Raw genomic sequence first — 14563 nt, forward strand, 5'->3', positions numbered from 1 at the left:
CGCCCCCCCGGGCGGCCCCCCCGACCCTATCGAAACTGGGTGAGTTCAACGATGATCCGCTATCTTCTCCGACGAATTCCAGCAGCACTCCTGGTGCTGTTCGTCGCCTCCGTCGCAGTATTCTTCCTGCTACGGCTCGCGCCGGGAGACCCGGCGGCAACACTGGCAGGACCGGATGCGAGCAACGAAACCGTCGAAGCAATTCGCCAGCAACTTGGACTCGACAGACCTCTCGTCATCCAGTACCTGCTCTGGCTCGGCGGAATCCTGACCGGCAACCCGGGGGAGTCCTACCTCCTGCACTCGCCGATCTCCGAGCTGATCAGCAACAGCCTGCTCAATACGCTCGAACTCGCCTCCGGCGCATTGATTCTCGCCGTCGTCGGCGGCGGGATCGTCGGCTACATCATGGGCTCGTCCCGAACTTCGTGGATCTCGTCCGCGCTCGGGCTGCTCACTTCGCTCGCCGTAGCAGTTCCGACGTACGTCAGCGGCGTGCTATTCATCTTGATCTTTGCCGTTGTCAATCGACTACTGCCCTCCGGCGGTATCGGCCCTGGGCTTGCCGACCCCGCCATCGGCCTGCAATATCTGCTCATGCCAGCGATCGTCCTGAGCCTGCCCACCGGGGCCACGCTAGCTCGCTTCTTATCTGCCTCAATTCGCCAGACCATCGATGAGGATTTTGTTCAGACCGGGATCGCAAAGGGCCTGCGCCGCTCTCGGCTCATGAGGGCGCACGTCATCCCCAACGCCCTGCCGCCTGTGATCACTGTCTTGGGGATCCAGATCGGCCAGCTGCTCGGCGGAGCAATAATCGTCGAGACAATCTTCGCCTGGCCCGGCATCGGCCAGCTGCTACTGCAATCCGTTATCGGGCGCGACTACTTGCTCACTCAAGGGCTACTCATGCTGGCGGTCGTAGTTTTCGTGATGGTGCAGATCGTGACCGATGTCGTTGACGCGGCGATGGACCCAAGAATTCGATTGGAGCGCAAATGACCGCGCAAGGCGCCATACCCACCCTCGCCATAAGATCGCGCGGACGCGGTCGCGGGCTCTTTAGAGGCCTACGTTCGGTCGAGTCCGTGATCGGCCTGATTATCGTCGCCGTGATCTTCGCGCTGGGTCTTCTCGCGCCGATCATCGCCCCGTACTCGCCTTACGCGCAGGGCTCTGGATCGTTTCTGCCGCCCTCCCCGGATCACTGGTTTGGAACTGATGAATTCGGCCGTGACCTGTTCAGTCGGGTTCTCTACGGCATCCGCCAGGATGTCATCGTCGGCGCCGTTGCCGTGCCAATTGGCGCGATCTTAGGAATGCTGCTCGGCCTCGCCAGCACACTTGCCTGGTGGCTAGACACAGTGATCCAACGCGGGTTCGATGTGAGCCTCGCTTTTACCAGCCTCGTGATGGGTGTGACTGTCGCTGCAATCATCGGCCCGGGCCTTCCTGCGGTGCTCATTACGGTGGCGTTCGTGAATATTCCACTGTTCGGCCGACTTACACGCAACGCTCTGAGGTCGCAGCAGGCACGAGACTACGTAACCGCGGGGCGCGTCGTCGGCGTGCCGCCGATCCGCCTCCTCCTGCGGCACGTGCTCCCGAATTCCATCGACGCTCTCGTCGTGCAGGCAGCATTGAGCCTCTCGCTCGCCGTGTTCATCGAAGGTGCCATGAGCTTCGTCGGCATCGGAGTCAAACTACCCGAGCCCTCACTCGGCTCGCTGCTGCGCACCAGTATCAACTTCCTGGCGCAAGCGCCCACCTACGCCATCCCACCAATGCTGGTCGTGACGGCCCTCGTACTCGCGTTCAACCTGGTCGGGGACGGCCTAAACAAGGGACTACTCAAGCGATGAATGACACAGCTCCGGTTCTCGAAGTCGAGAACCTCGTCACCACCTTCCACACCGGAGAGGGTCCCGTAAACGCCGTCCGCGGCGTGAGTTTTTCGCTCCGGGCGGGCGAGACAATGGCATTGGTCGGCGAGTCAGGGTCCGGCAAGTCAGTGACCGCGCTGTCTCTGCTCAACATGGTGCGTCGACCCGGTCGGGTCGAAGAAGGCAGGGTCCTATTTCATGGGGTGGACCTCCTCGGCATGTCCGAGAACGAGCTGCGGAGCATCCGCGGCAAGTCGATCAGTGTGGTCTTTCAGGATCCCACCGGCTCGCTGAACCCCCTTATGAAGGTGCGTGACCAGCTCGTCGAGACGATTCTCGCCCACCGACCGATTGGGCGTGCTGCGGCAGAAGAGGAAGCGATTGAGCTGATGGTGCAGGTGGGAATCCCTGACCCACATGCGCGCCTCGCGGACTATCCGCTCGCGTTCTCTGGGGGGATGTCGCAGCGCGTGATGATCGCGATTGCTCTGGCCAACAATCCTGAGGTGATTATCGCCGACGAGCCGACTACGGCACTCGACGTCACGATTCAAGCCCAGATTCTCGAACTGCTGGTCACTCTCAACAAGGAGCGCGGTACCTCGGTCATCCTCATCACCCATAACCTCGGTATCGTCGCGCGCGTCTGCGACCGGATCGCGGTGATGTACGCGGGAAAGATCGTCGAAGAGGGAGAGACCTCCGTGGTCTTCTCATCACCCAAACACCCCTACACGCGCGATCTTCTCGGTGCGACCCCTCGCCTCGATCATCCCCGCGATCGCGAACTGGTCGCCATCAAGGGTCGTCCGCCGACATTGCGAACACCGATTCAAGGATGCTCCTACGCGGCGCGCGACCCCCTTGCGTTCGACCGCTGCTTCGTCCAGTCGCCAGAACTGTTGCGCGATGGTGAGGGACACGCGCACGCATGTTTTCTCACCGAACATGGTGAGAGCCTCCCTCCCCGGCCCGAATCGATCCTCCTGCCTCTGACCCAAGCGCAGCACTCCCAGACGCCCCTGCTCGAGGTGACCAACCTGGTGAAGGAGTATCCAGCGGGCGGTCGCACTCTATTCGGAAAATACCGCAAATCACTGCACGCGGTTGACGGGGTGAGCTTTCGCATCAACATCGGCGAGACGGTCGGCCTGGTGGGTGAGTCGGGTTGTGGTAAGTCAACAATCGCCAAGCTTATCCTCGGCATCGAGGAACCCACTGCCGGATCGATCACATACGAGGGGGTGGAAACTGGCCACCTCGGGGCGCGGGCGCGCCGTGACTTTAACAAGAACGTGCAGCTCATTTTCCAGAACCCCATGTCATCGCTCAATCCCCGGATGACTGTGGGTGCGGCGGTGGCGGAGCCGTTGCGGGTGCGGGGGGCGTCTCCGGCCGACGTCCAGCAGCGAGTGGCCGAATTGCTAGAGATGGTGGGGATGGATCCTTCCGTGGGTGAGCGCTACCCGCACGAATTCTCCGGTGGTCAACGGCAGCGCATCGTCATTGCACGGGCCCTCGCCGTCGATCCTCGTCTCATCGTGTGCGATGAGGCGGTCGCTGCCCTCGATGTGTCACTCCAGGCTCAGGTCATCAACCTTATCCGCGAACTACAGATGAAACTTGGTCTCTCGTACTTGTTCATCGGGCATGACATCGCGACCGTGCGGCATGTGGCATCGCGCATCATGGTCATGTACCTAGGAGAGGTGGTGGAGTCAGGGCCGTCAGAGGAAATCACCGCTCGCCCACTGCATCCGTACACGGCCAGCCTGCTCTCGGCCGTGCCCGAGCCTGACCCTGAGGTCGAGGCGTCGCGCGAGCGGATCATCTTGACCGGGGAGGTGCCGACCCCCCTTAACCCGCCGTCGGCTTGCCGGTTCCACACGCGCTGCCCCATCGGTCCGCTGTTCCGCGAAGACCGTTCCGTCTGCGCAACCGAAAAGCCCGAACTTCGGACGGTCGGCGACGGCCGCGAGGTTGCCTGCCACTTCCCTGGCGAACTCTTGGTCGGACCGAGCGAGGCCGACTTGGCCGAGAAGCGACTGGCGGCGGGGTCAGAGCTCGGGCCAGTCCGGAGAGTGCAGCGCGCCTCGTGAACCGATTCCCGCGCGGTGTACTCGGGCAGGGGAGGGAGCCCGACCCGCGCTTCAATCTCGCGAACGAGAGAACATCCCTCGCTTGAATGTGCACGAGAATTGCGCTGGTTGCCTCGGGAGTCGCACTAGAGGCCCTCGAACTACCCATCACACCCGGTCTCCGGCTGAGTGCGGCACTGGAATTTATCGGACTCGGCCTGCCTGACGATGCTCTCAGGGGTGAGTGCCTTTTGATCCCGAGTCCGGGCCCACGCGTCTGTTTCGCTGCGCCGGATCGGATCGGTACGGCAGGTCGGTCTTCGTGCAGTGGCCGATGAAGAAGAGATAGCCGAGAACATCGACGCTGGTTTGTTGTATGCCGTCGCCCAGGAGTGTGGCTGCGGGAACTAGGCGCTTCCGAGGAGGTCAGGGTTGCCGCTTCGAGTGCGGTGACAGCATGAATCGTCGTCCGCAGATCAAAAGTCTGATGCCCGCGGCCCGCCGTGTCGCGTGACGAGAACCCTTCGCGCACCTCTCGTAAGGTGTCGAGACGCGCGCCGAGCAGGCTTCCGACAACAATGACTTCACTGTCCTCGAGGGTCTGCCGGATCGATTCTCCGCCCGGGGCCTCGCCGAGCCCAGTGCGCCCATCGCTGTCAGTGAGGCGCACGATGTTGCGCGTAAAGTACGGCGCATGAGCCCCACCGAGATTCAGGAGCATGCTGTCGTGGCCGGCGACCGGTATTACTTCGAGTCCGACGATTCGCGGACTGGTCGAGTCCTCAATCAATGTTATTCCCCACAGAAACCCCACAACGCTTCGAGACGACCATGGGGCCGTCGGTCGGCGATTGCGCGTAAATATGCGGAAGTGAACGAACCTTGGATGCCTGCCCACCGCTACTAGGCCTAGTTTTAGAGTTCGAATCCCTCACATGCCACCGAATAGAAAACGCCGGCCCATGCATTTTGGGCCGGCGTTTTCTATTTCTGTAGCGGGTGGAGGACGAGACCCCGCTCGTGGGCCCCCGCTGAGCAGTCAGCCGCATTGCGCTCTCCCGTCACGGGTTGATCCGCCCAACCGCGCAATGTGGATGCGGCTCAGTAGGGGAGTCGAATCCCTCACATGCCACCGAACGAAATGACGCCCCGCACGCATCATCGCGGGGCGTTGTTTCGTTTCCGTAGCGAGTGGAGGACGAGATCCCGCTCGTGGGCCCCGACCCGCGCAGTCCGTCGCATCGCGCGGTGCGTGAGCTTTTTAGGTGCGTGAGGCCGCGATGTGGCGGCGGCTCGGGTTGGGAGTCGAATCCCTCACATGCCACCGAGAAAGTGCTGGTCAGTGTGGTGTTCTAAGTAATGTCATGCGCGAAAACCCCACAATCCCGACAGAACGCCCACCGAACCTGTAGATAGGTGTTGTGATCGACTGCTCCGTTAGATGGCGAACCACTCGCTTTCACTACAAAGGGCCTATCGGTGCGGCCTTGAGAAGGTCGAAGCGAGATACGCCGTTGAGCAACGCGTTAACCGAACGGTGCGTTAGCTTAATCAGTCAGCTAGCCGTGCAGCAGACCCCCCCGAAAAACCCGCAGTGGCTTTGTGAGCAACCCGGCTCAGGCGTGAGGCTGCGCTGGATCGCATCGCGTCGAGGTCGGCCTCGAACAGATATGCACAGACGTCGATTGCGGCGCACGGAGGGTCGAGCATTCGTTGCACGGCCTCGCCCGAAGAAGACCAAGCACCGCTGCTCGCTTTAAAGCCCGCCTCTTGGTCAGATTGACCGTGCGCGCACAGCCAGTGGCCACGGGCGCAAGACCGCTGCCCATGCCATTCCTTCGGGCACCAGGACGTGGGAACGTCAAAGAGACTCGGATCTCCCGAAAGGACAACCCTCATGACTGCAGCAACCCGCGACTACGTGGACCACGACGACTTCCACGACGTGGAGACCGGCCCGGCATTTCTCGAATGGACTGCAGGAATGGAGGCAAATCGGCCCGACCACACTGACGCACTTGACGGCGTCGTCGAACTGCACCGCGAAGACGGCGCCGTTCTCGAACTCACCATCGACGCCGGCGAAGCGCGCTGGCAGGTCACGAAGGCACCGGCGATCGTTGAGAAGGATGACTGGTTTGGTCTCTCCAGTGGATCCGCGCCCGTTGAGGTGCTGCCGCTCAATGGCGATATTTTCTTCATCGATATGGTGATCGGCGGCGGGTCCCCCGAGGGCGCCACGGGCGCCACAGTCGTAATTGATCGTGCAAACGACCGCGCACTGGTGATTTACAGTTGGACTTACGATCGAGGCGATGCCCGTCGCACCAAGTCACGAATCACTCCGGTAGGCATCGATGGGCCCGCCGCCGATCCCATCGCCCGAACAACTGATCTTGTCGGTCGGCGCGCGCTATGGGTTTACAGCGATGACCACGCCTACGAGCACGTCTATTTCAACGCGGGCACCTACGCCTGGCACTGCCTCGCCGGCCCTGAGAAGTCCATCGCCGACGTCGATCGCACTGAGACTTACAAGCTGAATAGCACCGCCTATGTATTCTTTGTCACCGAGACAGCACAACCCTGGGACGGGGTCTTCGTGCTCGACTTCACGCCCGGAGCATCGACCAACATTGGGCGGTTCTTTGGGTGGGACCCCAAGCCGAACGTTCCGTCGCACAATTCCTTCGGTGCAGTCGGACGCATCCTCAATCAGACCGACTACACGATGTAGCCCCAAAGCTCTGCGCACATGATGGCCTCAGCACATGTTGATGCGCATCCGTCAGACTCTTGAGCAGAGGTGCGTCGATGAGACTCAACATCAACTGCACCTCCGGTGGTAATGGCGCTCAGACGGTCTTCGAGGCCTACGGCTATCTTCCTCTTCAGTCGGGCGTAGCCGGAAGGGGCGTTGTGCGGTGAACCTATTCACCAATGAGGAGTATGCGGATGTTGGCAGAGGCCGACGCTGGCCCAGCAATTTACTCTGACCTCAGCCGACGGCTCGCCTGGCGGTGCTCTTGCGCTCGACGAGCGTGGTCGCCATCGCGGTGGAGGACGAGATCCTGCTCGTGGGCCCCGACCCGCGCAGTCCGTCGCATCGCGCGGTGCGTGAGCTTTTGGGTGCGTGCGGCCGCGATGTGGCGGCGGCTCGGGTTGGGAGTCGAATCCCTCACATGCCACCGCGCAATGTGGATGCGGCGTCAGTCGCGCAGTTCGAGATACCTCTCGATGAGCGATTTCGTCGACGAGTCCTGCGACTCGAGAGCACGGCGATCGCCCTCGACTGCGGGGGCGATCTGCATTGCGAGCTGTTTGCCCAGTTCGACACCCCACTGGTCGAACGAGTCGATGCCCCAGATGGTTCCTTGCGTAAACACGATGTGCTCGTAGAGCGCGATGAGCTGGCCGAGGACGCTGGGCGTGAGGGCGGGCGCGAGAATGGATGTGGTCGGGCGGTTTCCGCTGAACACCCGTGCGGGCACCACCGATTCCTCGGTGCCTTCGGCGCGCACCTCTTCCGCAGTTTTCCCGAAGGCCAGCGCTTTCGTCTGGGCGAAGAAGTTCGCCATGAACAGGTTATGCACATCCTGGCCCGGCTTTACTGCATTGCCGTCGCCGGTCTCGTCCTTCAGCGGATGGGCGGGATTCGCGACCGCGATGAAATCGGCCGGGATGAGGTGAGTGCCCTGATGGATGAGTTGGTAGAACGCGTGCTGACCGTTGGTGCCCGGCTCACCCCAGAAGACTTCGCCCGTTTCGGTCGTGACCGGGGAGCCATCCCAGCGGACGCTCTTGCCGTTCGACTCCATGGTGAGCTGCTGCAGGTAGGCGGCAAACCGGTGAAGGTTCTGCGCATAGGGAAGCACCGCGTGGGTCTGCGCCTTCAGGAAGTCGGTGTACCAGACGTTCAGGAGCGCCATAAGCACGGGCACGTTCCGCTCAAACGGGGCGGTGCGCATGTGCTCGTCGATGGCGTGGGAGCCGGCGAGGAATTCCCGCCAGTTGTCCGGTCCGATGGCGATGACGATCGAGGTGCCGATCGCGGAGTCGACGGAGTAGCGTCCGCCGACCCAGTCCCAGAATCCGAAAGCGTTTTCGGGGTCGATGCCGAATGCCGCAACCTTGTCGAGCGCGGTGGAGACGGCGACGAAGTGCTTGGCGACCGCGTCGGCGCGCGCGTCGTCCGTGTCGGCGAGGGCGCCGGATCCTCCGAGGCGTCCCCACAGCCACTGCCGGGCGAGGCGCGCGTTCGTGAGTGTCTCCAGCGTGCCGAAGGTCTTCGACGCGACGATGAACAGGGTGGTCTCAGGGTCGAGGTCCGCTGTTTTTTCGGCGATGTCGTTCGGGTCGATGTTTGAAACGAACCGGCACTCGAGCCCGGCCTGGACGTACGGTTTCAGCGCTTCATAGACCATGACCGGGCCGAGGTCCGAACCGCCGATGCCGATGTTCACGATCGTTGTGATGCGCTTGCCGGTTACGCCGGTCCAGGAGCCCGATCGCACACGGTCGGCGAACTGATAGACCTTGTCGAGGGTGGCGTGCACTTCGGCGTCGACGTCGTCGCCGTCAACGACGAAGCCTGCGGGTGGCACAAGCGCCGAGCCATCCTTGGGACGCCGGAGGGCGGTGTGCAGCACAGCGCGATCCTCGGTCACGTTGATGTGCGAGCCCTCGATCATGGACTGATATCGACCGGCGACATCCACATCCTGCGCCAGCTGCAGGAGATGGGCCAGGATCTCCTCGGTGACGAGGCCTTTCGACAGGTCCACGGTGAGGTCGGCTGCTTGGAAGGTGTAGCGAGCGGCACGCGACGGGTCTGAGTCGAACCATCCACGCAGGTCGGGGGAGAAGTCGGTCGCGATGCCCGCGAGTTGCTTCCAGGCATCGGTCGACGTGGGGTCAATGGGGGTGTTCTTGGCCAATTGGTTCTCCTGAACGCTCGATGAGCAGTAGGCGCGACAATCGCAACGCCCACCCGCGGGCTGCACCCCACACTATTCCTGATTGCAGCGATCGTGCTGTGGTGTCTCCGCGGCCGCACGATTCCCGGTACCTAAACCTCGGTTCCCGCCGAACGCGGCAAGTGTGATGTCGTCCCGGAGCTCAACACGCCCGTGAAAGACTGCTCGCCATGAATGTGGACGATGAGCTCGATCGGATCTTCGCGGCCCGAGACCGTGAAAACATGCAGCCCACGATAGAGGCGTTGCTTCGAATCTACGCTTCCCATCCCCAAATTGCGCGGGTGCTTTACGAAGTGGGAGGGGCCTACGACACGGCCGGCCAGGAAGAAACAGCTCAGGGATTCTATGAGCGATCTCTCGCCGCCGGGCTGGAGGGCGAGCTGCTTCGCCGTTGCTACGTTCAATATGGCTCAACCCTGAGGAACGTGGGCGAATACGAGAAATCTCGCGAGGTATTCGCGGCGGCACGCAGCGCGTTTCCAGAGTCCCCTGCGCTTGGTGTCTTTGAGGCGATTACGCTCCACGCCTCTGGGCAAGTGGATGCCGCCGTCGCATCCCTTCTTGAGCTGGTCGTGGAGTTCGTTAGCTCTCCGGACATCGACAGGTACAAAGCGGCGATCAGCGGGAACGCGGAATTTATCCGTTCATTGGCACGGTAATGCCGGCGGCGGTGGCCGAGATTCGCGGCCCCTTTTCGTCGGCTGTGCAGAGGCGTACCCTCGATGGCATGTGCCGGAACATCCACACCCTTCACAATTTCGAGCCCGCCGCGAACGAGGATGAGGTGCACGCCGCCGCGCTTCAGTACGTGCGCAAAATCAGCGGGAGCACCAAACCCTCGAAAGCGAACACGGAAGCGTTCGAGCGCGCTGTGCACGAGATTGCGCACATCACGCAGCATCTTCTCGCGGACCTCGTGTCGACTGCCCCGCCTAAAGATCGCGAGGTCGAGGCGGCCAAGGCTCGCGAGCGCAGCGCGAAGCGATTCGCGAACGCGTAGGCCCGAACACGGGCCCGGTCGCTCCCTTGCGGCGGCCATGGTCGCGGTTCACACTGGTGGTGAGCTGTGACGAAAGGATGACACCATGCCGCACGGAGACATCACCCACATCGACATTCCCGTGAGCAACCTCGCGAAGGCCGCCGAGTTCTACTCAGGACTGTTTGGCTGGCAGATCGCCGAAATGCCGGGATTCGAGGGCTACCCGATGTGGCAGGCGCCGAACAAGATCAGCGGCGGAGGACTGGCGCCACGCAGCGAAGGCTTTTCGCAGCCCCGCTCCTATGTCGAGGTCGACTCGATCGACGACACCCTCGCGGCCGCGGTCGCCGCAGGCGGTGAGGTTGTCATGGGCAAGGACGCGATCTCCGACACCAGCTGGTGGGCGGTGATCAGAGACCCGGACGGCAACGTGATGGGCCTCTACGAGGGAACCACCGACACCGGGGAGTGACGACCAACCGGCGGTCGGGCGACGAGGGCGACGCCCTGGATTCGGAACGTTCCGGCGGCATAGGGCATGAGCGTGGTCGATCCCGCGGCCAGCTGGCGTGACAACCCGGACTCCACGGTGAGCATGCTCTGCTCGAGAGCGATGACGATGCCGAAACCGGCCGGAAAGTCTCGCGTTCCCGTGACACTGTCGAGCCGAAAGTATTGGTCGGCCTCCGCGGGGAGAGTCGAACCGTTAGTGGCGCTGCGCTGCACCAGCGCGTCGACCTCGTCGGCGCTGCGTCCGCGAGACTCCACAGCCGTGAGGGCGAGGTCGAACCCCAGGCCCAAATGCCCGTCGTTCTCGCCGTCGAGGTCGAAGCCGTTCCACTCGAGCAGAATCGAAAGGTCCTCCGGCTCCTGCACCTCGGCGAGCAGGATGCCGGCACCGATCGCGTGCAGAACTCCATGCGGCACGAAGACGCAGTCTCCCTTCTCCACGCGCAGCTCATGCATAAGACCGAGCATGGCCGTGGAATCCTGCGCCGCAACCAGTGCCAGCATCTCGTCGGGCGTCACCGTGCGGGTGAGTGCCAGGTAGACGGTTCCGGGCGACAGGATGTACCAGGCTTCGGCTTTGCCGTGAGCGGCAGAAACGTGAAGCTCGGCAAATGCTCCGTCGGGATGCGCGTGCACGGGTAGCCGTTGACCGGCATCAAGCAGCTTGACGAGCAGCATCGCGTCGTCGCCATAGGCCGCAGCGTGGTCGGGGCCGAGCCACGTGAGTGGTGCCTCACGCATGGCGTCGGCGAGCAGCTGCCCATCCCGAAGTCGGGTCATCCCGACCGGCGCCTGCCCTCGCACGCTCGTTGTTGAGCCCACCCAGTCTTCTGGCGTGTTGGGCGGCGATGGCTGCTCGTCGCGGAAGGCCGAGATGCGTTGTCCACCCTGGTAGAAGCGCCCGGGCGGCTGGTTGGAGGGCAGCAGGATGGGATCCATTTCTGGGCCTTTCGTTGACGGATGCGCCGGCTCACGATTCGAACAGGCGAGCGAGCGACGGATCGACTGTGGCGATGGCGTCCGGGGTCGGACGCGCACCGCTGATGGTGACGGCGGATGACGCGGCGGCCAGAGCCGCGGCCTGCTCAGGGGTTGCGCCGCGGCTGATGGCAAAAAGCAGACCGGCGGTGCTCGCATCCCCGGCGCCATTCGTGGTGACGGGATGCTCGACCCGCAGTGCCGGCAACGTGATGTCGCGGTCAGCCCAGGTGTCAGCGAGCGGGGAGAGCACCGTGCCTCCGGCCCGCAGGCGGTCTGCCGACGCTGTGCGCACGCGCAGGCCGTGGTGCCCCGCCGAGATGGCGACGACCGCGACACCGTCGGCGAGCATGCGGTCGGCAAGGCGATCGACGAGCGCGGGGGAGTATGGCTCGTCGATGTGAAGTGCGGAGGTGAGGTCGTCGAGGCTGGGGCTGGCGATGTCGCACTCCGAGAACGCTGACGCGAGGATCGCGTTCCAGTCGAGCGCCCCGACGGCCGAGGTGCGATCGACGACGGCGAGGTCGAGTGACGTGGCGATGCCCGCCGACCGAGCTCGGGCGAACAGGGTGTGAAGTGGGCGCCCGCCGTCGGTGACCACACCGGGAAGCAGCGGCGGATACCCGACGTGCAGCATCTCATGGCCATGAAGTTCGACGCTCGAGCCGTCGAATTCTTCGTTCGCGCCCGTGTGGTGCCAGAAGGTGCGGTCGACACCCGGCTTCTCGAAAACAAGGCTGTAAGAGGTCGACATCCGCCCCGACACGGCCACCCGCGGTGAGGCGAACCCCTGCGCATCGAGTTTCGCCAGCAGCAGCTCGCCCAGTTCGTCGTCGCCGATGGTGGCGAACGGCGTCACCTTCGCGCCGAGGCTGGCAAGCGCTCCACCGGTGTTGGCGACCGAGCCACCGGGAGTGATGGAGAGCGGGCCGACGTCGATCAGTTGACCGGGGATGAGCTCTGCCGACTCGCCCAATCTGGGCACGATGTCGAGGCAGAGGTGGCCTGCGACGGCGATCGAATGCACGAGCGTTCCTTTCCAGCGGATACAGCAGCTAGACAACGTTGTCTCACCGAGGCTACTCTGGCACAAACGCAGCCCGAAATACACCGCTGCTCTACGACAATCTGTCAGGGAGAACGTCAGGACATGTCCCAATTCCGCCTCAACAGGCTCTTCAACTCACGTTCAGGTCGAGCGCTCGACGTGGCGATCGATCACGGTTTCTTCGGCGAACCGTCGTTCATCACCGGCATCGAAGACATGGATGCCGTGGTCGCGACACTCGTTCGCGCCAACCCGGACGCGGTGCAGCTCACCCTCGGCCAGGCGCGGCTTCTGCAGCGCATCCCCGGCAAGCAGAAGCCGGCACTCGTCATGAGGGCTGATGTCGCCAACGTGTACGGCAATCCTCTCGACAGCCACATCTTCAGCCACCACGTGCCGAACGCGATCGAAGAAGCCGTTCGCCTGGATGCCGTTGCCGTCTGCGCGAACCTCATGCACATCCCGGGGCGTCCCGAGATCCGCGAGGCGAACATCCTGTCGATCATGGCGCTGCGCGAACAGGCGACGCGGTACGGGATGCCGCTCATGATCGAGCCCCTCGTGATGCAGGACAACGCGAAGGCTGGCGGTGGATACATGGTCGACGGCGACACCGCCAAGATCGTCACCCTCGTGCGCCAGGCGAAGGAACTCGGCGCCGACCTGATCAAGGCCGATCCGACAGACGACATCTCCGACTACGCAAAGGTCATTGCCGTGGCCGGCGACGTTCCCGTGCTGGTGCGCGGTGGAGGGCGAGTGGATGACCGCACCCTGCTCGAACGCACGGTGGCGGTGCTCGACCACGGTGCGAGCGGCATCGTCTACGGCCGAAACGTCATCCAGCATCCGAAGCCGGCGGGAATCACCGCCGCTCTGATGGCGGTGCTGCACGACGGGGCAGGCGTGGATGATGCGCTCGCCATCCTGGAAGCGAGCCAGGAATGAGCGCCGCAACCGTCAACATCGCCATCATCGGCGCCGGCCTCATGGGGCGCGAGATCGCCGCGGCCATCCAGCGCTGGCCAGCCCTCATCGACCACCCGGTGCGCCCGCGGCTGACCGCGGTCTGTGACATCAACCCCGCGGCGCTTGCCTGGTTCGACGAGATCGACACCGTCACGACGAAGGTGACCGACTACCACGAGCTGCTCGCCGACCCCACGATCGACGTGGTCTATGTCGCGGTGCGCCACGACCTGCACGAGCGCATCTACATCGACGTGATTGAAGCCGGCAAGAGCCTTCTGGCCGAGAAACCGTTCGGCATCGACCAGTCGGCCGCGCAGGCCATCCTCGCCGCCGTCGAGGCGAATCCGCAGAGCTTCGTGCGGTGCTCGAGCGAGATGCCCTTCTTCCCCGGCGCCCAGATGGCGATCAACTACGTTCGCAGCGGCGCCCTTGGCACCATCGTGGAGGCACGAAACAGCTTCCTCCATGCCAGCGACGTCGATGTGACGAAGCCGATCGGCTGGAAGCGCCAGAACAAGTTCTGCGGAGAAGCGGGCGTGCTCAACGACCTCGGCCTTCACACCTGGCACGTGCCGCTGCGCCTGAGCTGGGCTCCCGACATTGTCTACGGCGTTCTGCAAAACATCGTCACCCAACGCCCCGACCAGGACGGAGCGCTCGTTGACTGTGACACGTGGGACAACGCCGTGCTGCACAGCTGGGCCACCCATGATGGGGTGCGGTTTCCCCTCACCACAGAAACCAAGCGCATCGATCCAGGGCAGAAGAACACCTGGGTGTTCGAGGCATTCGGGTTGGATGGCGGCGTGCGGTTCAGTACGAAGAACCCCAAGGCTGTCGAGATCTTCGCCGTCACCGATGTGCCGGGCGCTGGCCGGGAACAGGTCTGGCAGCACATCGACTCCGGCAGCCAGTCGGTGTGGCCGACCGTGACCGGACCGAACTTCGAATTCGGGTTCTCAGACTCGATCCTGCAGATGTGGGCCGCCTTCCTCGCCGAGCGTGCGGGCCAGCTCGGCGACCGCTTCGGCTGCGTCACGCCGCAGGAGGCCGCCGCGACGCACGGGATCTTCAGGGCTGGCATCGAATCCAACGACACGGGTACCGCGACCGCGCCGCTCCGGTGATCTGAG

12 protein-coding genes are annotated in these 14563 nt (G+C 63.5%); 9 read left to right on the top strand and 3 right to left on the bottom strand.

Features of this window, described 5'->3' with window-relative positions; genetic code table 11:
- The first annotated feature begins 39 nt into the window (after positions 1–39).
- The 4 genes from QMG83_RS14320 (at position 40) to QMG83_RS14340 (ending at position 6698) form a co-directional block, all read left to right on the top strand.
- A complete protein-coding gene (locus tag QMG83_RS14320; protein ID WP_283506085.1) occupies positions 40–1002 on the top strand; it encodes an ABC transporter permease in 963 nt (320 codons plus the stop codon).
- An 86-nt stretch (positions 1003–1088) separates the two neighbouring features.
- Positions 1089–1862: an ABC transporter permease gene (locus QMG83_RS14325; RefSeq protein ID WP_283506086.1), complete on the top strand. Its 774-nt coding sequence runs from the start codon at positions 1089–1091 to the stop codon at positions 1860–1862.
- Complete coding sequence (locus QMG83_RS14330; protein ID WP_283506087.1) at positions 1859–3982, top strand: dipeptide ABC transporter ATP-binding protein; 2124 nt, start codon at positions 1859–1861, stop codon at positions 3980–3982. The genes QMG83_RS14325 and QMG83_RS14330 overlap by 4 nt, the downstream gene beginning before the upstream one ends.
- 1876 nt (positions 3983–5858) lie before the next feature.
- Complete coding sequence (locus QMG83_RS14340) at positions 5859–6698, top strand: MoaF C-terminal domain-containing protein (RefSeq protein WP_283506088.1); 840 nt, start codon at positions 5859–5861, stop codon at positions 6696–6698.
- 472 nt (positions 6699–7170) lie between these two features.
- Here QMG83_RS14340 and pgi read toward each other — a convergent pair whose 3' ends face one another.
- A complete protein-coding gene (gene pgi / locus QMG83_RS14345) occupies positions 7171–8898 on the bottom strand; it encodes a glucose-6-phosphate isomerase (RefSeq protein ID WP_283506089.1) in 1728 nt (575 codons plus the stop codon).
- Between the two features lie 209 nt (positions 8899–9107).
- Here pgi and QMG83_RS14350 point away from each other — a divergent pair, with 209 nt between their 5' ends.
- From QMG83_RS14350 to QMG83_RS14360, 3 genes are all read left to right on the top strand, one after another.
- The gene (locus tag QMG83_RS14350) at positions 9108–9599 is read left to right on the top strand and encodes a tetratricopeptide repeat protein (RefSeq protein ID WP_283506090.1); all 492 of its coding nucleotides are present in this window, start codon (positions 9108–9110) and stop codon (positions 9597–9599) included.
- Positions 9600–9667: 68 nt separating this feature from the next.
- Complete coding sequence (locus QMG83_RS14355; RefSeq protein WP_283506091.1) at positions 9668–9940, top strand: DUF2277 domain-containing protein; 273 nt, start codon at positions 9668–9670, stop codon at positions 9938–9940.
- Positions 9941–10025: 85 nt separating this feature from the next.
- Positions 10026–10394, top strand: coding sequence for a VOC family protein (locus tag QMG83_RS14360; protein WP_283506092.1), 369 nt, complete (start codon positions 10026–10028; stop codon positions 10392–10394).
- Here QMG83_RS14360 and QMG83_RS14365 read toward each other — a convergent pair.
- Both QMG83_RS14365 and QMG83_RS14370 read right to left on the bottom strand, forming a co-directional pair.
- Positions 10364–11371, bottom strand: coding sequence for a class I mannose-6-phosphate isomerase (locus QMG83_RS14365; protein WP_283506093.1), 1008 nt, complete (start codon positions 11369–11371; stop codon positions 10364–10366). The genes QMG83_RS14360 and QMG83_RS14365 overlap by 31 nt on opposite strands.
- Positions 11372–11402: 31 nt before the next feature.
- Positions 11403–12437, bottom strand: coding sequence for a carbohydrate kinase family protein (locus QMG83_RS14370; RefSeq protein WP_283506094.1), 1035 nt, complete (start codon positions 12435–12437; stop codon positions 11403–11405).
- 123 nt (positions 12438–12560) lie between these two features.
- Between QMG83_RS14370 and QMG83_RS14375 the strand changes: the two genes are divergently transcribed.
- Together QMG83_RS14375 and QMG83_RS14380 are read left to right on the top strand one after the other, a co-directional pair.
- Positions 12561–13406 carry a class I fructose-bisphosphate aldolase gene (locus QMG83_RS14375; protein WP_283506095.1) on the top strand — a complete coding sequence of 282 codons (846 nt, stop codon included), beginning with the start codon at positions 12561–12563 and terminating at the stop codon, positions 13404–13406.
- Positions 13403–14557: a Gfo/Idh/MocA family protein gene (locus tag QMG83_RS14380; RefSeq protein ID WP_283506096.1), complete on the top strand. Its 1155-nt coding sequence runs from the start codon at positions 13403–13405 to the stop codon at positions 14555–14557. Before QMG83_RS14375 ends, QMG83_RS14380 begins: the two co-directional genes overlap by 4 nt.
- The last annotated feature ends 6 nt before the right edge of the window (positions 14558–14563 follow it).

It is taken from the genome of Salinibacterium sp. G-O1 (assembly GCF_030063305.1).
Classification (GTDB): domain Bacteria; phylum Actinomycetota; class Actinomycetes; order Actinomycetales; family Microbacteriaceae; genus Rhodoglobus.

What these genes read in the sequence shown, in the direction of transcription:
- QMG83_RS14330 (WP_283506087.1), top strand. Translation starts at nt 1,859, where the DNA reads ATGAATGACACAGCTCCGGTTCTCGAAGTCGAGAACCTCGTCACCACC.
- QMG83_RS14340 (WP_283506088.1), top strand. Translation starts at nt 5,859, where the DNA reads ATGACTGCAGCAACCCGCGACTACGTGGACCACGACGACTTCCACGAC.
- QMG83_RS14350 (WP_283506090.1), top strand. Translation starts at nt 9,108, where the DNA reads ATGAATGTGGACGATGAGCTCGATCGGATCTTCGCGGCCCGAGACCGT.
- QMG83_RS14355 (WP_283506091.1), top strand. Translation starts at nt 9,668, where the DNA reads ATGTGCCGGAACATCCACACCCTTCACAATTTCGAGCCCGCCGCGAAC.
- QMG83_RS14360 (WP_283506092.1), top strand. Translation starts at nt 10,026, where the DNA reads ATGCCGCACGGAGACATCACCCACATCGACATTCCCGTGAGCAACCTC.
- QMG83_RS14365 (WP_283506093.1), bottom strand. Translation starts at nt 11,371, where the DNA reads ATGGATCCCATCCTGCTGCCCTCCAACCAGCCGCCCGGGCGCTTCTAC.
- QMG83_RS14375 (WP_283506095.1), top strand. Translation starts at nt 12,561, where the DNA reads ATGTCCCAATTCCGCCTCAACAGGCTCTTCAACTCACGTTCAGGTCGA.
- QMG83_RS14380 (WP_283506096.1), top strand. Translation starts at nt 13,403, where the DNA reads ATGAGCGCCGCAACCGTCAACATCGCCATCATCGGCGCCGGCCTCATG.